Origin of the sequence: Chiayiivirga flava (assembly GCF_014202825.1) — a bacterium.
GTDB lineage: Bacteria > Pseudomonadota > Gammaproteobacteria > Xanthomonadales > Xanthomonadaceae > Chiayiivirga > Chiayiivirga flava.
In genome coordinates, this window is record NZ_JACHHP010000001.1 from 1 (window position 1) to 23056 (window position 23056).

Consider the following 23056-nt stretch of genomic DNA (forward strand, 5'->3'; position numbering starts at 1 on the left):
CCGGCTACACCGGCCACCACGAACGCAAACAGTTCGGCGCCACCGCGGCCGGCATCAGCGGGCTCATCGACATGCACACCCGCTACTACGACCCGGCCGCGATGCAGTTCCTGCAGCCCGACAGCATCGTCCCGGACGTCTACCAGCCGCTGAGCTGGAACCGCCGCACCTATGTCAACAACAGCCCGGTGATGTTCTCCGACCCCACCGGCATGGCGCCGCAACTGCAGGAATCCCAAGCCCAGACCGCCGAGCGCAAAGGGATGGAGCTCGACGAGTTTGCCGACAACCGCGGCTTCGGCTACAGCAACGGCGGCGGGCTCGGCAGCGCCCCGACGGGCACGCAGGCCGGCGATCTGCTCGCCGGCATGCGCGCCAGAAAGGTCGCCGGCGCGCACATGGCACACGCAGACAAGTCGCTCGGTGAAAAAACCGTTGCGGAAATGTCGAACGAAGAAAAATTCTGGTACAACGGTTATCGTCGCGATGCGAATAATTACAGGATCGCAGGCATGCGGGCGCCGTTCGAAACCGTCGAGGAATATATCGTCTGGCGCGCCTTCTCAATGGAAGCTCAGGCCATGGGCATGAACAGTCAGATGATGGAAGACATGGCGCTGCGCGCGGATACAGCCGCTGACGTCGTGGGGTTCGGTGCGGCGAATCCGATGAAGCGCGGCGGCATTTCCGCATCGAGCTTCAAGAGCTGGATGGCCAATCTTCTCCGTCTGGGACGGGTATCTCCGGAAGTCGCCGCGGCTGCGAGACAGGTCGCCCGCCAGCGGGAGGCGCGGGCCTTGGACCTCGCGGCTGCCAATCACAAAGGACTCCTTTGGTTCGGAGCAGGTGAACGGGCGGGGCAGCGCGTATTGCGGATGTATGGCGACGAGATCGGTTCGGAGCTGGTATTTTTCTATAACGGCCGCTTTACGCAGATCGTCAGTCTGGATGCAAAGTATGCTACCGTTGAAAACGCAAAGGCCGTATGGGAAGTTATGCAGCGGGATTTGCGGAAACAGGCTCCTGCGGTAACCCTGGATTTCAGCTTCGATGGAAATCTGGATGCGGCGAGAGAATTCGCTTCAGAATTGCGCAAAAATATTGGCGCCTTCAGGCCGACGAATGTCGACGGCTTCAGAAATATGCAGCGCGTAGAAGTGGGTCACACATATTTTGGCTCCGAGTCTGGCGGTGCGATGAATGTTCATACGCACATAAGAATTGTCGACGATTGAATCCGGATACGGCGGACGCACTGCGCGCGATGCAACGTGTTCAGGTTTGCGGCGACGCGTTCTGTTTCCGCGTCGCGCCTTGCGGGGGCAGCGGCCCAGGCGCCACGACGCAATGATGCGTTGCTGCATCGGCATCCGTGCTGCGCGGCCCGTGCGTACGCGCAGCGTATCTCAGACCGGCGGGCTCGCGCTGCGAATGCGAAGCGCAGTGGAAGCGAGACAGCATGCCGCTGCAGCCGGTCCGAGGGATTGCATCGGCATCCGCCGACACGGACGACGGCGCTGACGCTGTCGCCGCGTCGCCGCCTGCGATCGACCGCGATCCGACGCGCGGCGCGACTCAGCGCAGCGTATCGAGCGCGGCGCTGGCTCGGGCGTAGAGCCGGCTCGGCGCGGAGAGGTCCTCTTCCGATGCAAGTGCATTGCACGCGCGGTCGAGCAATGCGTGCGCGCTGGTGGTGTCGCCGCGCTGCAATGCAAGCAGGCCGCGCAGTGCGTCGATCGCGGACGGCCACAGGCCGTGCGGGCGTCCGGCTTCCAGGATGGCCGGGTCCAAGCCATCGATCAGGGTGGCCGCCGCATCGACATGGCCCAGTTCCAGCTCCACCTGCGCGAGCACGAAGCTGGCATCGTGCGTCTGCGGCGCATCGCCGCCGGCGACGTCTCGCAGGCGTGCGACCGCCTCCCGCAGTGGCTGCAGCGCTGCGCGCGCGTCGCCGGCCTCGTTGAGGGTGCGACCCCAGTTGCCGAGCGTTACCCAGGTCATCGGGTGCGCATCGCCGAACTTCGCGCGCACGCGTTCGTGCACGCGTTGCGCGTAGACCGCGGCGCTCGCCCAGTCCGAGCGGCGGAAGGCGACGCCGAGCAGTTCGCCGAGCAGTTGCAGGTGGCGCGAGTGGTTCTCGCCGAGGCGTTCGACGATCACCGGCTGTGCCTGCAGCAGCAGCGCTTCGGCGCCATCGTGGTCTTCGCCCATCGCGCGTGCCAGCGCCAGCTGCGCGAGCGCAACCACCAGCGCGCTGTCCTCGTCGCGCGCGCGGGCCTGGGCGATCAGCGCGTCGGCTTCGATGCGCGCCTGGTCCGGCTGCTGCGCGAGCGCGAGGCAGGCGATGAGATCGAGCCGCAGCGCGTCGTGCAGGGCGGTGTTGTCCGGCTCGAGTTCACGCAGCGCGGCGATGGCGGTCTGCAGCGCGGGCACGGCACCGGCGAAGTCGCCGCGTGCGATCAGCAGCGTGCTGCGCGCAGATTCGACAAGGTAGCGCGCCGACGCGCCCGAGGCGTCGGGCAGCAGCGCCTGCAGCTGCCGGAGCTGGGCATCGGCGTCGTCGTTGCGGCCGAGGCGGCTGAGGATGCGCACGTAGTTCGAACGTGCACGCAGCGCGTCCGGGCTCGCCACGCCCTGCAGCGATTCGTACAGATCCAGTGCGCGCTGCGCCTCGGCTTCGGCCTCGGGCCATAGGTCCAGCGCGTTGAACAGCCCGGCGAGGCTCGCGCGCACCGCGGCTTCCGATGCGGGCTGATTGCCGAAACGCGCAGCCACCCGGGCGCGCGCGGCGAGCAGCACGTCGCGCAGCGTGGCGTCGGCGCCGCGCGCGCTGACCAGGGGATTGGAGCGTCCGATGAGGTCGTCGTTGACGAACCGCGTGATGGCCGTGGCGCGTTCGAGTTCGGCGCGCGCTTCGTTGCGCGCGCGCACCGCCGCCTGCTGCAGCACCACGGCCACGACCACGCCGAGCGCCAGCGTCGCGACCAGTGCCGCGAGGATCGGGCGCCGCGCCTGGGTGCGCGCGAGCGACGCGCTCAGGCGCCGGGCCTCGTCGTCGCGCCGCGCGCGTTCGCGTGCGTTGGTGCGGCGGGTGTCGAGCCGGCGCAGGCGCGCGGCGAGGTCGGCCGCGCTCGCGAGGCGTCGCGCGGGATCGCCGTCGGTGGCGCGGCGCAGGTCGTCCTGCAGCAGCGGATCGGCGATGTTCTGCTCCCAGCCCGACGCCATCGGCTGCGCCATGCGGCCCGACAGCAGCTGGTAGAGCAGGATGCCGAGCGCAAAGACATCGCTCTGCACCGTGGGCGCCTGGCCGTCGAACAGTTCCGGTGCCACGTACAGCGGCGTGCCGGAACTGCTGTCGCTGGCCAGGTGCTGTTCGACGGTCATGCCCAGGCGGGTAATGCCCAGCCGTTCCAGGCGTTCGGGATCGAGCAGGCCGCCGCTGCCGAAATCGGTCAGGCGCACGCGCGGCGGGACGACGTCGTCGTCGATCAGCACATTGGCCGGCTTGAGATCCTTGTGCAGCACGCCGACCGAGTGCGCGGCGGCCACGGCATCGGCGATCTGCAGGAACAGCGCGATGCGCGCGGCTTCGTCGAGCGCATGCAGATGCTGCGGCGCCCAGTCGGCGAGGCTGCGGCCGCCGTACTGGCATTCGAGGAAAAACGGCGGGTTCTCGAAGTTCCAGTCGATGATCTCGATGAAGTGGCTGCGGTCGGCCACGCTTTCCTGCAGCACGCGCAGCAGCGTGGCCTCGCGCTTGAGCGCGCGCAGGCGGTGGTGATCGAGGCCGAACTTGTACACGCGGCGTTCGCGCGTCTTGCCGTGCACCGCGAGCCACACCTCGCTGCCGGCGGTGCGACCGAGCTGGCGCTGCAGGATGAAATTCTCGCGCCCGACCACCGGATGGCCGGCGGCAAGCTCCAGTTCGCTCGCGGGCTGGCGGCCGACGGCGGTGCGCGTGACCGGGCCGTCGAGCCGGTAGCCGAGCCGGGCCTGGGTGGTGATGTGGCCGGCGTTGGCCTCGCCCAGCGCACGTCGCAGCTTGTTCACGGCGTTCGGCAGCACCTTGTCCACGGTGACGCGGCCGGCCCAGACCTCGCGCAGCAGTTCGTCCTTGGTCACCACCTCGCCGGCGTGGCGCAGCAGGTAGGCCAGCACCTCCAGCGCGCGCCGCTCCACCTCCACCGGTAGCCCGGCCACGCGCAGCTCGAAGCGCGATTCGTCGAATTCTGCCGTTCCGAAGCGGTAACTGAAGGCCGAGCGTTCCATCGGGAAAATGCTGCCGGATCAATGGGATGACAGTCAGGACGCGCGGCGTTACCGAAGCGTTACCGCGGCGTTTCCGCGCCGTGCTTACGCGGCCGGGAGCGCACCCTAGCATCGGGGTCGAGCCGCGTCACGGACGTGACGGGCACCGATGGACGGTCCGACGACAGGAGTGGCGCATGAAGAGTTCGAACATCACGCGGGCGGCGATGGTCGCCGCATCGATTCCGCTGCAGGCCGCGCTGGGCCTGGCCCTGCTGCCCGGCGGCGCGACCGCGCAGACGCCGGTCTGGCGTGCCGTGGCGGGCGAAAACGGCAGCGTGGTGGCGCCGGATCTGCCGGCCGGCACGTTCCGCGACCTCACCGACGTGTACGTGGGCGACGCCGGCCGCGACCTGTTCGGCCTGCGCGTCAGCGGCCCGACCGCGCTCGAAGGCTACTGGGCCCAGCGCGGCAACCGGCTGGTGCGCTACACCCAGCTCGGCAACACCGGCGCGCTCGGCCCCGGCCGCAGCGGCGCCGAGGCCGGGCACGTGTTCCTGAGCATCAACAGCGGCTGGGGCGGGGCCGCGCCCGACGGCCAGCGCAATTTCCTCGCGCGTGCGTCCGATCCAGCCGCCACGCTTGCCGCCAGCTACGGCCTGTGGCGCTGGAACGGCACCTCCAACATCGAGGTGGCGCGGGCCTCGACGGACGGCGTGCTCGGGCCGGGCCTGGGCGCCAACTGGGTCTTCCCGAACAGCAGCGGCTTCGCCACCGCGCGCATGCTCAACGACGGCCGCATGCTGATCTACGCCGATGTCGACAGCCCCACCGGTGCCGACAGCAGTCTGCTCGCCCTGCATGTGCCGGGGCAGGGCAACCTGCCGTGCGCGCGCTCGGGTGCGACCGAGCCGGCGCTGGCGCCGGGGCTGGTGCCGGGCGATTCCTTCCTGTCGATCTCGGCCGGCATCGCGCGGTTTTCGGTCAATCGCGCCGGGCGCATTTTCGGTCGCATGCCGGTGAGCGGATCGCGCGAGGGCATTTTCGAACTGTGCGACGGGGCTCCGCGCGCGATCGCGGTGGACGGCGAAATCGGCCCGCGCGGTCCCGATCTTGCGCCGATCTCCGCCGAATTCACCGGCTTCTACGCCCGCGCGCCGCAGCCGTCTGGCAACACCGCGCTGACGTTCTTCGCCGACTGGCGCGTGCCGGGACAGGGCAGCCGCGCCGGCCTGTTCCGCTTCGACGGGGTCGCCAACCGCGGCATTGCCTACACCGAGTCCACCGGCTATTTCGGACCCAACTGGGCCGATGCCACGTGGCGCACGTTCTCCACCGATTCGCTGAGCGTCTCGCACGACTACGCGGCCTTCGTCGCCGGGCTCGACACCGCGGACGGCGGCGATCCGAACGGCCTGTGGCGCGTGCGCGCCGGCGACCGCCCGCAGCTGGTGGCGCTGATCGGCCTGACCCTGGCCGACTACCAGCCCGAGCCGGGGCGCACCTGGCGCAGCTTCGAGGAGATGGTGGTGCTGAGCAACGGAGACATCCTGCTGCAGGCCACCACCAACCCCGACAACCTGCGCGATCTGTGGCTGCTGCGCGACGGCGCCGCACCGCGCCGCATCCTGTCGCCCGGCACGCCGGTGACGGTGCAGACCACCACCGGTACCGTGCAGGTGCCGGTGTCGAGTTTCTCCGTGCCGGCCGACGGCGCGGACTACAACGAGGGCGCGGACCGCTGGGTGGGCGCGGATGGCACGTTGTTCCTCGCGGTGAGCACGTCGAACTACGGGCGCCTGCTGATCACCACCTCGCTGGCGGTGCCGAATCCGGATGTGATTTTCATCGGCGGGTTCGAATGAGCGATGTGGGGTTGATGCGCAGTACGGGACGACTGTCCCACTGAGTCCAACGCACCGCGCAAGCCCGGACCCTCACCCCAACCCCTCTCCCGGCGGGAGAGGGGCTTGGAGCCGAGGCGGTGCGGGTGCGGTCCGGGGCGAGCGCCCCCGGACCCCGTCGTTTTACTCGAAGCCGTCGGCGAAGACCGGGCCGTCGCCTGCCGTTCCGACGTTTGCGCGCACCGGCACCACGCCCAGGCCGCCGCCGACCATCGGGCCGGCGACACAGACCGCGGCGTCATGCGTGCCGGTCGCAAGCGCGCCGGCATCGGCCCGCACCGCGAGCGTCTGCTCCCCGTCGCCGGCCACGTTGCCGACGACCGGCGTCACGTCGAGCCAGGTGACCGGCGTTGCGGTCGGGCCGCAGGCGTCGCTGGCGCGGATGTCCAGGTCGATCAGCGTGGCGATCCATTCCAGGCCGAGGTCGGCGTACGGAACCGGTTCCGGGCTGCCGCAGGCATCGGCCGAGTAGTACGTCGGCGCGGTGTCGCCGGCGGTGTTGCCGGCCGGGTAAAACGTGCTGAACGTGTCCGAGCCGTCCGGCACGCTGATTTCCGCCACCAGCACGGTGTCGAGCGCCACTTCGATCGGCGGATCGAATCGGGCCGACAGCAGCTGCAGCGGCATGTCGGCCACGTCCACCGTGGTTTCGCCGAGCAGGGCGAGGTTGGCGCGCACGAACTCGCCGTCGAGCGCGTGCACGCGCACCGTCACGGTCTGCACGCCGGCGCCGGAGAACGCCGAGTCGGCCCCGAAACGGACCCCGTCGACAAACAGCCGATCGCCCGCAAGTCCTTGCTCCGACAACGGATACACGCGGTACCAGTGGCTTTCAAGCATGAAGCCGTCGCCGGTGTTGACGCAGCCGAACGCGACGAACTGCTCGGGCTCGGGCGACACGCTCTGACTCAGCCGCAGCGCCGACGGCACGGCCGGATCGCCGCCGATGCGTGCGCTGTAGTCGCCCGCGGCGGCGCCGAGGTTGAGCAGATCGAGCGGCAGCTGCGCGTTGCCGCCGGCGTCGAGCGCGAAAGTCAGCGCGTCCGGGGCGGTCGCAAGGCAGGGCAGCAGCGGCCGCAGATCGAAGTCCGCAGCGATGTCCTCGCCCGCGACGATGCCGACATCGCGCGTCTGCAGCACGTGGCCGTCGGCCTGTGCGGTGAGCGTGAACGGCCCGAGCGCGGCATCGAGCCAGTAGCGGTAGTGGCCGTCGGCATCGGTGCGGGCGAGGTGCTGGCCGCCGTGCGCGTCCTCGATCGCGAGGTCGAACTGCGCCAGGGCCTGCGGTGCGGCGTCGCAGCGGCCAAGACTGCGCACCGTGCCGGCCACCGCACCGTACGACGGCGGCGCGGTGACGGTCATCGTGCCGTGCAGTTCGCCGTACGGGTGGACGTACGGCGTGTCCTCGCCGATGCGGATCGGCACGGTGTAGATGCCGGGCTGGGCGACGCCGGTGGCATCGAACAGCGCCGTGGTATCGATGCCCGCGTCCGGCGCGAGCGTGCCGGCCACGGGCGCGACGGCGAGCGGCCCGTCCTGTCCAAGCGAGCGGAACACGTGCACCTGGTCCACCTGCACGAAACCCCACGGCGGCAGCGCGCGGTAGCGCAGGCGCAGGCGCAGGTCCGGCTGGCCGGCATACGCGGAGAGGTCTTGTTCGACCAGGTTGAACGGATCCCGCGCGCCGGTGTCGGCGGTTTCGGTATAGACCGCCGTCCAGCTGGCGCCGCCGTCGGTCGAGGCTTCGACGTCGAAGCGTGGATCGGCCGAGGCGCCGACGAAGTGCGACAGGAAGAACCCGATCGAGGCGCTGTCGCTCTGCGACAAGTCCACCGGTGGCAGCACCAGACTATTGTCGAGCCGGGTCGCGCCCCAGCACGGGTACAGGTAGACCTCGGCCGCGATCCCGTCGCCGCCGGCGCCGTTGCCGATCGCGTTCGGGCTCCAGGCGCAGCCCTGGCCGTTGTCGGTGGCCGTCCAGCCCGACGGCGGCACGCCGTCCTCGAAGTGTTCGACGCGGTGCTCGCCCTCGAGGCCGTAGCGCAGCGGCAGCGTGCCCGAATTGCGCAGCGTGAACGGCACGCTGGCGGTCTGGCCGAGTTCGACCGTGACGCTCGGTCCGCCCGCGGGATACGTGCGCAGGCGGCCGGCCGGCAGCGCGAGCGTGGTCGCGACGGTGCCGCCGGTCGCCACCGCGACATTGCCGGCGGCCTCGCCGTATCCGACCGGCTGCGTGCCGCGCGTGGCGGCAAGCGCGGCGCTGCCGGACGGGGCCCAGCCGGCGAAGAAGCCGCTGCCGACGCCGGGGTCGTCGCTCGTCCGCGTCGCCTGCGGCGGCGCGCCGGCGATGCTCACGCTGGCGCCATCGAGCCCGTTGCCGGTGTTGGCATCGCGCACGTGGCCGACCACGAGGCCACCGTGGGCCGGCGGCAGGCACTGTGCGTCGATGCGGACATCGTCGATGGCCCAGCCGGGGTTGATGCTGTCGAACTCGTCATCGGAGCCGTCGTCGTAGTGGAAGCGCAGGCGCACCGTGCCACCGGCATGGGCGGACAGGTCGAACGCCTCCTCGCGCCACGGGCCGAATGCATCCTCGTTCATTGCCGGCATGCCGAGCGGCATCCATGTCGCGCCGCCGTCGTCGCTGGCAAGCACGCGCCCGCCACCGGGACCGTTGCGGCCGTTGAAGGTCCAGTGGTAGCTCGCGAAGCGCAGCACCGGTGCCACGGCGCCGGACAGATCGATCGGCGGCGAATCGAGGTAGTCGATCCGCGCATCGTTGATCTCGCCCTCGGGCGGGAACGGATCGATGCTCGCGGCGAAGCGCCCGTCGCGCGCGGCGAGATTCCAGTCCGGCGACTGCAGCTGCGCGTGCGTGCCGAAGCGCCAGCCGATGCCGGCGCTGGTCGCATTCCAGCCGGCCGGGGGCGCGCCGTCGGCGGCCTCGAAATCCTCTGCCGCCACGGACTGCGCGAACGCGTAACCCGGCGCCACGCAGGCGACCGTGTCGGCCGGCAGCGCGACATCCTGGGTGCCGCCGGTGGCGACGTCCGGCAGCTCGCGCGTCTGCGGCAGGTAGCCGGGGATGTCGCTGTCCACGTCCAGGCGGTAGGCCGTGCCCGCCGGCAGGCGCACCGAATACTGCCCGCTGACCGGGTCGGTCCAGACCGCGCCGCCGGGATAGCCGGCGATGCGCACGCGCGCGTGCAGCGGCCAGCCGGTGGCGGCGTCGCGCACGCGTCCGGACACCTTGTGCAGCGGCGCGGTGGCGAGTCGCACGTCGAACGGCGTGGTCTGGCCTTCGCGCACCACCACGCCCGCTTCCTCGCTCGGCAGGTAGCCGTAGGCCGTCACGCGCACGGTGTAGCCGCCATCGGTGTCTTCCAGCACGCGGCGCGAGTAGCTGCCGTCGGTGTCGGTGTGCACCGTGTAGACGCGCGGTTCCGGTGCGGCCGAGAGTTCGACCGTCGCGCCGGCCACCGGGGCGCCGGCCGCATCGGTCACGGTACCGGCCACGACACCGCGCGGCCCGCACGTGGCACCGGCCGCGGCGACCGCCGCGGGGGCGTCGATCTCGCCCCAGCCGGTGGCGTAGTTGGGCACGTCGCCCGGGCCGGGCGCGGGATCGCCGCCGCTGGCGTAGGGCATCGGCCGCGCGGTGCGCATGATCAGCGTGCCGAGCGTGGCGTAGTCGCCCACCAGGCAGTCGCCTGCGTCCAGCATCAGTGCGACCAGGCCCGCGATGTGCGGGGCTGACATCGAGGTGCCGGTCATCGTGCCGTAAGCGGCGTCGTCGCCGTCGTAGGCGGAAACGATGTCCACGCCGGGCGCCACCACCTGCGGTTTCATCTGCGGAAACCCGGCCGGGTCCGGCAGCAGCGGCAGACCGGGGCTCACCGCCGTCGTCGGGCCCCAGAGCGAGTGCGCGGCGTAGGTGCCGTCGTGGTTGCCGCTGGAGCCGACCGCAAACGCAGCGGCGAGCGAGGCCGGCGCCGAGACCGTCGACAACCCGGCCGGTTCGGGCAGAAAGCAGGTGAAGGCATTGCCTGCCGCGAACACCGGGAAGATGCCGGCCGCGACCCAGGCATCGACCATGTCGGCATAAAACGGACTGGTCTCGCCGTTGCAGTTGCCTTCGGACCAGGAGTTGTTGACCACCTGCGGGCGCAGCTCCGGACGCGGCTCGGAACCGTCGGTGCGGGTCGGCGCGAGCATGAACTCGCCGCAGCTGAGCAGGTTGAAATCGCTGCCGCCGGACGTGGTGAAGCCCATGCACGCGATCCACTGCGCGCCGGGCGCCACGCCGATGCGGGCACGCTGCTCGGGATCCTCGGCGTGGTCGTCGCCGGCGATGGTGCCGAGCACATGGCTGCCGTGGGCGTCGACCGAATGCGGCACGCCGCTGGCGCCGCCCGGCTCGAACCAGTTGTAGTCGTGTTGGTAGTCGCCGCCGTTCCAGCCGCGATACTGCCGGCGCAGCGCGGCGTGGGTGTGCAGCGCTCCGGTATCGATCACGCCGACGGTGACGCCGTTGCCGCGCGTGCCCTGGGCCCAGACCTGGTCGGCGCCGATCCACGCGATGTTGTCGGCCACGCCAGCCTTGGCCGGGGCGGCCTTGGCGCTGCCGGGCTCGGGCAGGATCGGCGCGGCGTCGGGCAGGGGGCGGATGCGCGCCACGCCCGGGTGCGCGGCGGCGAGCTGCAGCGTGGCCGCGTCGCCGCCGCGCACGAGGATCACGTTCTTGATCCAGTGCGCCTCGTACGCCGTGCCGGCCGCGTCCAGCGCGCGGCGCAGGCTGGCCTGGCTGCGTTCGGCGGTGGCGCGCAGCTGTTCGAACACGTGGCGGCCGCGTGCGTCCCAGTCCATGCCGGCGGCGGCGGACAGGTCGGCGCGCTCGCGCAGCTCGATCGCAAAATCCTGCGCGCCACCCGCACGCAGGCGGCGCGAGAGCGCCTCGTCGACCGTGACGGTGGCCGCATCACGCCCGGAGATCTGGGGCACGGGGGTACGCAGCACCCCGGCGGTCTGCGCGGCGGCGGGGCCACCGCCGGCCACGGTGAGGCCGGCGAGCAGCAGCAGGATCGGCAGGCGTGGGGAACGCGGAGGGGCGTGGGGATCGGTACGGGGCATGCGGGGATCTCGCGGAAACGGTCGGGCCGCACGCCGGGGCGTGCGGTGGCGACACCGTGACTGCGTTGGTGTGGGTGTGCCTTCGTGGAGGCTGAATGTGGTCTGATTTTTTTCTTTATTTGTATTTATATCAACAATTTATGAAATATACTTCATATGTAAGATGATGGTTGTGGCTGTCTCGCCCCCTTCCGCCTACCGGCACCTTCCCCCGCAAGCGGGAGAAGGGTTTCTTCGGTCGCCGGTAAGGCGGCGTGAGGGGCGGCGGCGGTTCCAAGTTCACGAGCTCCCACCTTCGTCGCAGCGCACAACGAAGCATCCCTTCTCCCGCTTGCGGGGGAAGGTGCCGGCAGGCGGAAGGGGGTGGGCGAGGCAACACCCGCAGTCCGGCGAGCCGGCAACCTGCCCATTCCATCCCCGTGCGGAGCGTCAGCGCCCGCCGCGCGCCACCGGCTCGGCGACGACCTCCGCCGGCAGCGCGCGCTCCCCGGCCAGCCGCCGCGCCTGCGCCAGCGCCGCGTGCCAGGCCTCGACGTGGCCCCCGTCGCGCTGCACCCGTGCGGCCAGCAGCGCCGCGTCGAAGTCGCGCGTGGCCCAGCGCGTGGCGCGTCCGGCGACGGCGGCGGCCTGCGCACTGTCGCCGCGTGCGGCGAGCCAGCGCGCATACGCGTCGCTGGCGCGCAGCTGGTCCACCGGCAGACGGGTGGCGTCGGCGGCGGCGAGGGCGGCGTCGAAGGCCGCGCGTACGGTGTCGGCAGCGTCGGCAGCGTCAGTGATGCCGTCGACCACACGGCTGTCGCCATCGCTTCCGCGGCTGTCGCCGTCCGCCTCGCGTCCGGACTGCGCGCCGCTCGCGGCGAGTTCGGCACGTGCCAGTGCCAGCGCCGTGCCGACCGCATCGGGGCGCTGGCGCTGCGCCCACGCGGAAAACCCGTCGAGCGCGGCCTCGGCGCCGGTCGCGTCGCCTTGTGCGATCAACGCACGCACCAGCGTATGCCACGTCCAGGCGTACGCGCGCGGGCTTTCGGTGTCCCACGGCGCGTTGAGCGCGGTGCGGGCCTCGCGCGCGGCGGCCGCGGGGTCGCTGGTGGCCAGCCACGCCGCGCCGAGCGCCTGCGCGGCGCCGAGCAGCACCACGTCACCGTCGGTGCCGGCGTCGCTGCGCAGCGCGTCGAGCAGCGCGCGTGCCTCGCGCAGCCGCCCGTTCGCCGCCAGCACGTCGGCGCGGGTGAGGTTGGCGTAGCGGCGGCGCTCGGCGTTGGGTTCGCGCGCCACGAGATCGGCCAGGCGTGCGTCGCCCGACAGTGCGGCGCCCGGGTCCAGCAGCGCGAGCCGCGCCTGGGCGAGCGTGACGCGGGCGTAGAGTTCGTTGGTGAGATCGTTGAACGCGGCGAGGCGATCGGCGGCGGTGGCGAGCACCGGCTCGGCGTCGGCGTGGCGGTCGCGGCGCGCCTCGAGGATGCCGATGTTGACGTCGATGCGCGCCACGCCCAGCCGATCGCCGACGCTTTCGAGCACCACGCGCGCGCGCGCGAAGTCCTCCATCGCCGGGGCGAAGCGCTCCTGCGTGCTGCGTGCGATGGCGCGGCCGGTGTAGGCGCGGCCGAGCGCGGACGAGGGCGGCAGCGGCGCGAGCAGCGCGATGGCTTCGTCCGCGCGCCGCTCGGCCTGCGCCGCGTCGCCGCGCCGCAGCGCGAGGTTGCCGAGCGCGTTGAGCAGGGTGCCGCGCTCCTGCGGGTCGTCCTGCGGCGAGGTGTCGGCCAGCAGCGCGTCGAACCGGCGTTGCGCCGCGTCGAGGTCGCCGGTGCGGAACAGCAGCGTGGCCTCGCGGCGGCCGACGTCGGGCAGGGCGCGCTGCGCCGGCGTCATGGCGGCCAGTTCGCTGCGGGCCTGGTCGAGCGCGTCGCCGAGGATCGCGGCGTCGATGCGTTGCAGGCGCAGGGCCAGGTCGGCATCGCCGGGCACGTCGGGAAGACCGGCGGGATGCAGGTCGAGCGCGAGTGCGAGCCGGTCGGCGGCGGCGCGCGCGGCGTCGAGCGGATCGTCGGCGTCGGCCTGCACGGCGATCGGTGCGGCGTCCGCCGCCAGCGCGCGCAGCGCGACCCGCCAGCGCCCGGCGATGAACGCCACATCGCCGCGCACGGTCTGCGCGGCGCCCGCGTCGCCTGCCAACGTGAGCGCGGCGGTGTCGCTGTCGGTACCGTTGGCTGCGCCGCCGCGGACGAGCGCGACGGCGTTGTCGCTCGGTGCCACGTCCGCGCCCGCGTCGCGCAGGCGCTGTGCGACGAGGTCCATCAGCCCGAGCCGCGCCCAGCCGGCGTTCGCCTCCGGCGCAACCGCGAACGGCAGCACGAGCAGATCCGCCGCGCCGGTTGTCGGCAGCGTCGGCGGCGGCGCGGTGTCCGGTGCCGAGCGCCACATCGGCAGCAGCGCCACCGCCGCGAGCGCGAGCGCCGCGAGTGCGAAAGCGGCCACGCGCCGTGTCCGCCGCGCGGGTAGGTCTGCGTCGTCCAGGCGCGCCGGCCGCGCGGGCGTCGGCGGCGACGCAGGCGCCGCGTCGCCGACCCTGTCCGGCTCCGGCTCCGGCTCCAGCGCGGGCTCCGGCGCAGGCGCAGCAAACACCGGACGCGGCGGCGCGACCACCGTCTCGATCGCGTCCACCTCGGCCACCCATGCGAACCCGAAACGCGGCCGCGTCGCGATGCAGCGCCGGGCTTCGCCGCGGTCGTCGAGTGCACGGCGGGCGCGCAGCACGATCTGGTCGAGCACGTTGTCCGACACGTCGACCCGGCCCCACACCCCGGCGATCAGCTCGTCGCGGCCGACGGCGCGGTCGCGGTGCTGCACCAGGTACACGATCACGTCGAACGCCTTCGGCGGCAGATCCACTGGCACGCCGTCGCGCCGCAGTTCGCGGCGCGCGGGATCGAGCTCGAAGTTCGCGAATCGGTACAGCGGCATCCGGGCAGTCTAGTGCGAGGGATGCGCCACTGCCGCGTGTCGGAAGTGGGATTCGGACGTGGGCGACGGAAATCGGGCTTCGCGCGTTGCGAATTGCCGTCGCGGACTCCCCAACGCTGCGCGCACGACCGGCAAAGTGTCCGGATCGCATGCCGTGTGCTGTTACCCCTGGAGATTGCCTTTCATCACCGTGTCCGACGTGTCTCGCAGCCGGAGTGTCCGCATGCCCCATCGTCTTGTTTTCGCCATCGTCCTCGCCGTGCTGAGTGCGCCGGCAACTGCGGCGACGTTCGTCGTCCAATCCATCGACGACAGCGGACCCGGCACCTTGCGCCAGGCCATGCTCGATGCCAACGCCGCGCCGCTGCCGCCGCACCGCATCGAGTTCGGCGACGGGTTTCCCGTCGGAGGCCTGATCGAACTGTTCAGCGGATTGCCGCCGCTGGAGGTCGCCGTGGAGATCGACGGTGCCGGCCGCACGCCGGGCCTGCTTCCGTTCGATGCCTCGTCGAGCTTCCGGTTTTTCCGCACCGGCAGCAGCCTGACGCTGCGCGGGATGGCATTGAGCTCGGGCAGGGGCGAAGGCGATGCGGGTGGCGGCTGTGTGTTGGGCCAAGGGCTGAACGAGGACAGCGTGCTGGTGCTGGACACGATGACGTTCACCGGCTGCACCGCCGTCGCTTACGGTGCCGGCGAGTGGGTGCGCGGCGGCGCGGTCGCGTGGCGCGCCAATGCGCCTGTCTTCATCGTCGACAGCGTGTTCCAGGGCAACGGGGTCGCAGCGCTGGGCGGCGGCGAGGCCAGCGGCGGCGCGGTCTCCGTCAACGGGCCGCTGCAGATCGAGTCGTCGTATTTCTTCTCCAACCTGGCGAACGGCGACACCGTGTTCGGCGGCGCGGTCCAGCGTTACGCGCAGGATGCGCCGGTCCGCATCGTCGACAGCGTGTTCGTCGGCAACCGCGCAGTGCCGGAGCCCGGCAGCCCATTCTCCGGCAGCGGCGGGGCATTGAGCCTCGACTGCGAAACATGCAGCGTGCAGCTCGAGCGCGTGTTCTTCGGCGACAACCGCAGCGACAACGGCGGCGCCGCGATGGTGCGCGGCAATTCTGGCATTGCGACCACGCGCGTGCACAACGTCGGCTTCGTGAACAACGAAGCCTCGGTCAACGGTGGCGCGCTGCTGACGGTCGGTGCCGATCTCGCCGTGCGCCATGTCACCTTCGATGCCAACCGCGCGCCCTCCGGCAGCCATGTCACCGCGTTCAACGGCAACGTCGCCGAATGGAGCAACAGCGTCATGGGTCCGGTGGGCGATGGTTCGGGACCGGCGTGTGCGTCCGGCAGCGCGGCGACCGTGGCCGTCGGCAACGTGGGCGCCGCCGGCATCGGATGCGACTTGATCCTGCCCGGCATCGTGACGGTGGCGGACCTGCGCATCCTGGGCGTGGACGATGGCGCCGCGATGCCGGTGGTGGTGTTCGAGCGCGACAGTGCGGCGATCGATGGCGCCGACGCCGCACGTTGCCTTCCCGAGGACGCGCGCGGCAACGCACGGCCGCAGGATGGCAACCACGACGGTGTGGTCGCCTGTGACGCCGGTGCCTACGAAGCGCCGCAGGCAGCGATCTTCGGAGACGGTTTCGAGGACTGATCCTCTGCGCGATCATTCGACGGCGGCGCGGCCGCTGCCGTGCCGACGCTCCGATCGCTCGGATCAGGCGCGTGCCGAGTCCTTGGCCTTGATTGCCGGATCGGCCAGCTTCGCCGGATCGATCGCGGTGCCGGCCGCGATGAACTGCTTCGCGGCGAGGAAATCGAGCGGAACGTTCACCGCTTCCGCCGCCAGTACCCGGTCGCCGCGCAGGTGGAACACGGCGAACTTGCCGTCCGCGGGCGCGCCGCGCAGCACGGTCGTGTCGCAGTCGAAGGCGAGGCCGGCGATCTGCAGGCGCAGATCGAACTGTTCGGACCAGAACCACGGCACCTCGTGCGCCGGCAGCGGCAGGCCGAGGATGCCGTGGGCGGCGCGGCGCGCCTGCTCGAGCGCGTTCGAGACGCTTTCCAGGCGTGCGTGTCGTCCGTCGTACAGCGGCAGCGGGCGCCACGTCGCGTCGCCGATGGCATACACGTGCGAGTCGCGGGTGCGTGCATCGGCGTCGACCACGATGCCGTTCTCGCACTCCAGGCCTGCCGCGCGGGCAAGCGTGTCGAGCGCCATCGCGCCGACGCCCACCAGCACCGCATCGCAGGCGATCTCGCTGCCGTCGGCGAGCACCACGCCGGTCACGGCGTGGCTGCCGGCGAACGCCGTTACGCGCGTCCCGGTCCGCACCTCGACTCCGCGCGCGCGGTGCGCGGTGGCGTAGAAATCGCCGATCGCGGGGCTCGCGACGCGCGCCAGCAGGCGCGGCTCGCGTTCGATCACGCACACCTCCAGCCCCAGGCCGCGGGCCGCCGCGGCGACTTCGAGTCCGACGTAGCCGCCGCCCACCACGGCAAGGCGCAGGCCCGGGCGCAAGGCGGCGCGCAGGCGCTGCGCATCGTCGATGCCGCGCAGGTGGAATACGCCGTCGAGTTCCGCGCCGGGCACGTCGAGCTGGCGCGCGCGCGCGCCGGTGGCGAGGATCAGAGTCTCGTACGCGATGCTGCGGCCGTCGTCGAGCAGCACCCGGCGCGCAGCGCGATCGATCGACGCCACGCTTGCCACGACGCGTTCGATCGCGTGCTCGGCGTAGAACGCGGCCGGCTTGAGCGACAGCGCCTGCGGCTCGACCGCACCGCCGAGAAACGCCTTCGACAGCGGCGGGCGCTGATAGGGCGGATGAACTTCGTCGCCGACCAGCACGAGCGCGCCGGCGTAGCCGAGGCGGCGCAGTTCGATCGCGGCCGTGCCGCCGGCGTGCCCTGCGCCGACGATGACGATGGAAGCGGGATGCGGAATCATCCCGCCATTGTGGCAGAGGGCCCGGTACGCTTCAGCGCACGGTCGCGGAGACGGCCCGGACGGCGGCAGCCGACCGGGCGCGGCCCCGGATCAGTTGTTGCGGCCGTTCGCCGGCGGGTAGTCGCTGTTGGCGCCGCCGGGCACCTCGAATGACGTGTCCGGTGCGCTGCTGCGCCGGACGAAGAAGGTCCCGCCGGCCGGCAGCGGCCCGGGGCGCCAGACCGCAGGGTCGTAGATGCCGTCGCCGTCGTAGTCGCCGGTCAGCACGAAGTCCGTCGCACTCGCGCCGAAGGTCACCACGGGCTGCGCGAGGCCGGTCTGGGAATCGCGCACGTGCCATTCCAGCTGGCCGCCGACGCCGCGAATCACGGTCACGTCGGCGCGCGGCGTGCCGGCATGCGTTCCCGGCACGATCACGTCGGTGGGCTTGCCGAAGAGGAAGGTCTCGCCCGCGGCGCCGCTGCCGCCGTTGAAGACCTCGAAGCTCGCGTTGCCGCCGCCGGCGTTGGACTGGATGGCCACGTCCGCCGCGCCATCGGCATCGTAGTCGAGCCCGCCGATCGGGAAATCGCCGTTCTCCCCGGCCTCGAAGCTGCGCACGCTGCCGTCGCTCGACAGCCGGATCTCCACCGTCGACGCCAGGCCGGCGCTTGCGCCGGCGCGGTACAGCGCGCCGTCGGTCACATTGTCGCCGTCGTAGTCGCCGGCGATGTCGGGGTTGTCGCCGGTGGTGCCGAGCGTGATCCGCAGCGGCACATCGTCCGGGCGGCTGGAGCGGCGCACGAGATAGTGACCCTTGGTGCCCGAGCGCCAGACCGTCGCGTCGCGGATGCCGTCGCCGTCGAAATCGCCGTCGAGGAAGGTGTCGCTGGCCTTGCCGAATTCGAACTCCTGCACGGCGCCGGTCGCGGTGCCGTCGTTCTCGCGCACGGTCCAGGTCACGGCGCCGTTCGGACCACCGCCGGTGTTGCGGACCGTGGCGTAGCTGCTCAGGCCGGTGCCGGTGTAATCGAACAGGGTCACGAGGCAGCGTCCGCGCGTGGCCGACGCCGGCGGCGGCGGGGACGCGGCCGGCTCGCCGTCCTCGAAGCCGCCGGAAAACAGCGACGGCCCGGTCTCGATCGTCAGCGTGGCCGCGCTCACCGTGCCGAGATCGCCGTTGGCCGAGTCGACCACGTGCAGGGTCCACTGACCGTTGAGCGCGCTGCCGCCGAGACCGGCGAACGCGCGGTTGAGGTGGGTCGAGCATCCGCCGATGTCCGAGAGGCCCGAGCGGCCGGCCGTGGTGGTGCGGTAGCTGCCCGGCGGCACCACGAAGTCCTCGGCCTGGCCGGCGATCGTGGCCCACAGATCGCCGACGGCGCTATCGGAAAAGGTGTAGGTGCCGTCGAAATTGACCGTGTTGCCGGACGGCGCGCCGCGATTCAGACCCGGGCGGCCCAGCAGCACCAGCCGCGCGCGCCCGTCGGGCGAGACCAGGGTGAGCGTCAGATCGGCGGCCCAAGGGTGCGCCATGGTGACCGACAGCGAGACGCGCCGCACGCCCCGTTGCAGGCCGCTGACCGCGAAGCCGATCTCGCGCCCAGCGAGATTGCCGTCCGGGATGGCGCCGGCGTTGCTTCCGTTGAAGGTTGCCGAGAACGCCGGGGCGGCGGCGAGGGCGGTGACCAGCGCCGCACACAGCGGCCAGCGGCGGGAACGAAGGGAGTGCGGCGTTCGCATGGTTGGACTCCAGACAAGGGGGCTGATGCACGGATACGCGATCTGGCCACGATTCGGGACATTGCGCCGGCGGCGGGGCGGACGTCACGTCGCAACGGGATGACTTCGCCGGGACGCTCGTGCAGTCTTGTGCGTCCCGCCCGCAAGATCCGACCGTTGCTCGACCGCCCGTCCTCGCCCACCGCCCACCGCCGAAAGAGCGGGGCGCCGCTTCGCCTGTCCTGTCTGGTCTGTGTCGCGCTCGCCGGCCTGCAGCCGCCGGCAGCAGGTGCGGCCGCCGGCACGCTGGAGGCATGCCGGACTGCACGCGGTGCCGCCGCTGTCGAAGCCGCCACCGTTTGCGCCGCCGCCGCCGACGCGCTGCACGCGCGGGGCGACAGCGACGGCGCCTTCGAAGCGCTGATGCACGCCGCCGAGGCCGCCACGCACGCGGCCGATGTCGACGCGGCCGAGACCGCGCTGACGCAGGCGCAGCAGCTGCTGCCGGCGGTCAACGACCCGCTCGCCGCGCATCGGCTGCACCGGCGGCGCGGCCTGCTCGCCTACCATCGCGGCGCGCCGGTCGCGGCGCTCGGCGAATTTCTCGAAGCGCTGTCGGCCGCGGCGGCGGGCGAGGGCACCGCCGCACTGGCGATCAGCCACAACGACCTCGGCGTCGTCTATCAGAAGCTGGGCGACTACGCCGAGGCACTCGACCAGCTGCAGCGCAGCCTGGACCTGAAGGGCGAGCGCGACGAGGCCGAGCTCGCCGTGACCGTCGCCAACATCGGCGGCCTCTACCGCAGGCTCGGCGACACAGGGCAGGCCGAGCGTTTCCTGCGGCGTGCGCTCGCCGCGCAGCAGGACGCCGGGCAGGCGGTGCCCGCCGCGCGCACCCGCGAGGAACTCGGCCTGCTGCACGACGCCCAGGGCGACGCGGCGCGCGCGGCGACCGAACTCGACGCCGCATGGCAGGCCTTCGCCACCGCCAATCTGGCGCGCGACCAGATGCGGGTGGCGCTGCACCGGGCCGACATCGAGGCGCGCCGCGGCGACGTCGCGAGCGCGCGCACATGGCTCGAGCGCGCCCGCGGTGCGGCGGCCGCGATCGGACGCGACCCGGTGCTGCAGGCCGACCTGCTCGACCTGGCACTGGCCGCGGATGCCGATACCCGCAACCGCGCGGCGGCGACGCTGGCGCGCAACGTGGAGCGCGCCGGCAGCGACGATCCCGCGCTCGCGGTCGACGCCTACGCGCGCCTGGCCGAACACCACGAGCGCAACGGCGACAGCGCGGCCGCCCTGCGCGCGCTGCGCCACTATGTCGCGCATGCCGAGCCGCTCGCCGCCGCGCGCCACGACGAACGCCTCGATGCGCTTCGCGTGCGGTTCGACGTGGCCGCGCTCGAAGCCGACCGCGAGCGGCTCGAACTGGCGCAGGCGCGGCAGGCGGGCGAGATCGAACGGGTGCGGGCGCAACGGTTCGCGATCGCGGCCGGTGCGACGCTGCTGCTCGCGGTCCTCGCGGCGCTGTTCCAGCGCCGGGTCTACCGGCAACGGTTGGCCGCCGACGCCGAACGGCTGCGCCTGGAGCAGCGCATCGCGCACGCGCGCGACGCGGCCGACGCGCTGCGCACCGACCTGCGTTCGCTGGCGTGGCTGCTCGACCGCGGCCAGACCGCGGCGCTGGTGTTCGACGCCGCCGGATGCGTGCGCGGCATCACGCCGGCGGCGGCCCGGCGCCTCGGCGTGCGGGTCGCCGACGCGTCCGGGCGCAGCCTCGCCGCGCTCGTCGGTCCCGCCATGGCGGCGTGGGCACAGGCGCGGATCGAACAAGCCTCGCTCGACGGCACGATGGACGCCACGCCGCCGCCGGACGGCGACAGCACGGTGCGCTGCGAACGCATCGCGCGCGAGGAGGAACTGGGCGTGCTTTCGTGGGAGGAAACCCCCGTCGCGGCGCCGGTGCCGGTGACCGAGGCGGAGCCGGCCTCCGAACCGGACCTGCGGGCCGCGCTGGTGCGGCTCATGCAGACCAGCCTCGCGCTGTGGGAGCGCATCACGCTCAAGACCCGCATCGAACTTGCCGAACGCAGCGGCGTGTGGCGCGTCACCATCGACGAGGGTCGCCTGCGCGTGCGCGCGCTCGACCGCTACCTGGCGCTCGGCACGCTGCCCGAGCGGCCGCGCTGGCGCGAGGTGCTGCGAACCGCCTACTTCGTGCTCGCCGAACTGCCGCTCGACACCGCGCAGCGCGATGACATCGAAGCGCAGATCGCGCTCGTGCAGCGCGCCGCCGCGCGTCGCGGCGCGCCGTGAACGATGGCGCCGCCGCGCGCCGGGTGGGTTACCGCGTGCGCGGCGGCAGCGCTTCGTCCGGGCGCGGCCGGTCGCACCGCACGCAGGCGCCGGACAGGCCCTGCTGCACGTCGTAGTCCACGTGGTGGGTCTCGGCGTTGTACTGCGCCGGCGCTTCGACCACGACGATCACCGAGCCGAAATCCCCGGGCGGCTGCTTGCGCGGCATGTACGCGGCGCAGGCGGCGCCGGCCGCGCTTTTGGCAATGCCGTAATCGTCGTCGAACTGGCCGCAGTCCTTGACCACCGGCGATCCCGGCGGCGGGCATTCGTCCGCGACGCGCAGGTCGACCAGGGTCTGCGGAGAGATCTGGAACGTCGCCAGCACCACCTCCACGCCGGCCTCGCACCAGGTCTCGGACGGCAACTGCGCATGCGCGTGCGCACGCTGCGGATGCGCGGCGATGCACAGGACGATGGCGGCGCACAGGGCGAACGGGCGCGACATGGGCATGGACGGGAACCTCGAAGGACGCGCGGCTGCCGCGCAGGACGCTGCAGGCTAGGCGCAGGCCGCGGCGCTGTCCACGGAAAACCGGGACGATCCGGGAACGAATCAGAAAAATCACGGAACCTCAGTCGGTTGCGACCGCATCCGGCGTTCCCCGACCTCAGCCGGCGGCCTCGATCAGCACACGCGCGATCTCCTCGGCCGGCCTGCGCAGCAACGACAGGTTGACCTGCATCGCGAACTCGCCACTGTCCGGACGCGCCGGCGCGATATCGATCCCGCGCTCGGCTGCCCGCGCGACGAACGCGTCCGGCGCGACATCGGCCACCGTCAGCAGGAACAGGCTGGTGCCGCCGTCGAGCCGGCGCACGCCGAAGCGCCCGTCGGCATTGAGCCGCGCCAGGACCGCGTCGGCCGTCTGCCAGGCGCGTGCGTAGTCCTGTTCGTACGACGGCAGGTGCAGCATCGCCGGCGCGACCAGCGGCCAGGCCTGGGGCAGCGATCCACCGAACATGCGGCGCACGTGGTACAGACCGTCGATGAAGTCGGCGTCCCCCGCGAGGATCGCGCCGGACGCTGCGTTGAAGTGTTTCCAGAGCGACACGAACACCGTGTCGAACGGCGCCGCGTACTCCCGCACGCTGCGGCCAGAATGCTGCGGCAGGTTGAACAGCCGGGCCCCGTCCAGATGCAGCCGGATGCCTTCGCCGCGCGCCCAGGCGCAGAGACGGTCGAGCTGCGCCGGATCGACCATCGCGTGCTGGCGCCGCCGCACCGGCGTCTCGATGCTGAGCACGCCCACGCCCTGTCGCACGCGGCCGCTGCGCGCGCGTTCGAGCGCCTGCTGCGCGTCCTCCACCGTCACCGTGGCGCGCCCTTCGCCCAGCGGCAGCAGGGTCAGGCCGCTCAGCGTCGCCGCGCCGTCGCCGCTGTCGTTGTAGAGGTGGCTTTCGGCCTGCACCAGCACGCGCCGGTCGGCGCCGGCCAGTTGCCGCACCGCGATGTGGTTGGCCAGTGTTCCGGTCGGCAGGAATATCGCCGCCTGTTTCCCGAGCCGCTCGGCGAACGCCTGTTCCAGCTGCGCGATGCTGCCGCCGAGCGAATATCCGTCGGGCGCGAACGCCGGATCGGCGGCGAGGGTCGCAAGCGTGCGGGCGTATTCGTCGGGCGACGGATTCAGCCCGTCGTGGATGAAATTGACCCGCCCGGGCCACGGTCCCGACGACGCGTCGGCAACCGTGGCGGCGGCAAGCGCGGGCGCGACGGCGGCAGCGCCGCCCGCGGCGAGGAAGTGTCGGCGTTTCATCGCTGTCCGGCGTGTTCGTGGGAGTGGAAGTGTGCCTCACGCCGGCGGCGCAT

Annotated in this window: 11 protein-coding genes; 4 read left to right on the top strand and 7 right to left on the bottom strand. The window is 72.1% G+C overall.

The window, feature by feature from the left end:
• On the top strand, positions 1–1235 hold a 1235-nt coding region (locus HNQ52_RS00005), incomplete at its 5' end, for an RHS repeat-associated core domain-containing protein (RefSeq protein WP_281377897.1).
• A 340-nt stretch (positions 1236–1575) separates the two neighbouring features.
• Here HNQ52_RS00005 and HNQ52_RS00010 read toward each other — a convergent pair.
• Positions 1576–4269 (bottom strand): protein kinase domain-containing protein, encoded by a 2694-nt coding sequence (locus HNQ52_RS00010; RefSeq protein ID WP_183958524.1) that lies wholly within the window; start codon positions 4267–4269, stop codon positions 1576–1578.
• 176 nt (positions 4270–4445) lie between these two features.
• On the opposite strand from HNQ52_RS00010, the gene HNQ52_RS00015 reads away from it, so the two are divergent.
• On the top strand, positions 4446–6113 hold the full coding sequence (locus HNQ52_RS00015) for a hypothetical protein (RefSeq protein ID WP_183958526.1): 1668 nt from the start codon (positions 4446–4448) through the stop codon (positions 6111–6113).
• A gap of 162 nt (positions 6114–6275) precedes the next feature.
• On the opposite strand, the gene HNQ52_RS00020 is transcribed toward HNQ52_RS00015, so the two are convergent.
• A complete protein-coding gene (locus tag HNQ52_RS00020; RefSeq protein WP_183958528.1) occupies positions 6276–11282 on the bottom strand; it encodes a S8 family serine peptidase in 5007 nt (1668 codons plus the stop codon).
• A gap of 429 nt (positions 11283–11711) precedes the next feature.
• The gene (locus HNQ52_RS00025) at positions 11712–14243 is read right to left on the bottom strand and encodes a winged helix-turn-helix domain-containing protein (RefSeq protein ID WP_183958530.1); all 2532 of its coding nucleotides are present in this window, start codon (positions 14241–14243) and stop codon (positions 11712–11714) included.
• Positions 14244–14466: 223 nt separating this feature from the next.
• Here HNQ52_RS00025 and HNQ52_RS00030 point away from each other — a divergent pair, with 223 nt between their 5' ends.
• Entirely contained in the window at positions 14467–15894 is a 1428-nt protein-coding gene (locus HNQ52_RS00030) for a choice-of-anchor Q domain-containing protein (protein ID WP_183958532.1), read from the top strand.
• Between the two features lie 63 nt (positions 15895–15957).
• On the opposite strand, the gene HNQ52_RS00035 is transcribed toward HNQ52_RS00030, so the two are convergent.
• Positions 15958–17187: an NAD(P)/FAD-dependent oxidoreductase gene (locus tag HNQ52_RS00035; protein ID WP_183958534.1), complete on the bottom strand. Its 1230-nt coding sequence runs from the start codon at positions 17185–17187 to the stop codon at positions 15958–15960.
• A 90-nt stretch (positions 17188–17277) separates the two neighbouring features.
• Positions 17278–18909, bottom strand: a complete 1632-nt coding sequence (locus HNQ52_RS00040) for a hypothetical protein (RefSeq protein WP_183958536.1) — start codon at positions 18907–18909, stop codon at positions 17278–17280.
• Between the two features lie 156 nt (positions 18910–19065).
• Between HNQ52_RS00040 and HNQ52_RS00045 the strand changes: the two genes are divergently transcribed.
• Positions 19066–21207: a tetratricopeptide repeat protein gene (locus HNQ52_RS00045; RefSeq protein ID WP_183958538.1), complete on the top strand. Its 2142-nt coding sequence runs from the start codon at positions 19066–19068 to the stop codon at positions 21205–21207.
• A gap of 28 nt (positions 21208–21235) precedes the next feature.
• On the opposite strand, the gene HNQ52_RS00050 is transcribed toward HNQ52_RS00045, so the two are convergent.
• Complete coding sequence (locus tag HNQ52_RS00050; protein WP_183958539.1) at positions 21236–21700, bottom strand: hypothetical protein; 465 nt, start codon at positions 21698–21700, stop codon at positions 21236–21238.
• A gap of 157 nt (positions 21701–21857) precedes the next feature.
• Positions 21858–23003, bottom strand: coding sequence for a threonine aldolase family protein (locus HNQ52_RS00055; protein ID WP_183958541.1), 1146 nt, complete (start codon positions 23001–23003; stop codon positions 21858–21860).
• Positions 23004–23056: the final 53 nt, after the last annotated feature.

Bases quoted from the DNA above. Each gene is read 5' to 3' on its own strand.
- HNQ52_RS00010 (WP_183958524.1), bottom strand. From the start codon at position 4,269: ATGGAACGCTCGGCCTTCAGTTACCGCTTCGGAACGGCAGAATTCGAC.
- HNQ52_RS00015 (WP_183958526.1), top strand. From the start codon at position 4,446: ATGAAGAGTTCGAACATCACGCGGGCGGCGATGGTCGCCGCATCGATT.
- HNQ52_RS00020 (WP_183958528.1), bottom strand. From the start codon at position 11,282: ATGCCCCGTACCGATCCCCACGCCCCTCCGCGTTCCCCACGCCTGCCG.
- HNQ52_RS00025 (WP_183958530.1), bottom strand. From the start codon at position 14,243: ATGCCGCTGTACCGATTCGCGAACTTCGAGCTCGATCCCGCGCGCCGC.
- HNQ52_RS00030 (WP_183958532.1), top strand. From the start codon at position 14,467: ATGCCCCATCGTCTTGTTTTCGCCATCGTCCTCGCCGTGCTGAGTGCG.
- HNQ52_RS00035 (WP_183958534.1), bottom strand. From the start codon at position 17,187: ATGATTCCGCATCCCGCTTCCATCGTCATCGTCGGCGCAGGGCACGCC.
- HNQ52_RS00040 (WP_183958536.1), bottom strand. From the start codon at position 18,909: ATGCGAACGCCGCACTCCCTTCGTTCCCGCCGCTGGCCGCTGTGTGCG.
- HNQ52_RS00050 (WP_183958539.1), bottom strand. From the start codon at position 21,700: ATGCCCATGTCGCGCCCGTTCGCCCTGTGCGCCGCCATCGTCCTGTGC.
- HNQ52_RS00055 (WP_183958541.1), bottom strand. From the start codon at position 23,003: ATGAAACGCCGACACTTCCTCGCCGCGGGCGGCGCTGCCGCCGTCGCG.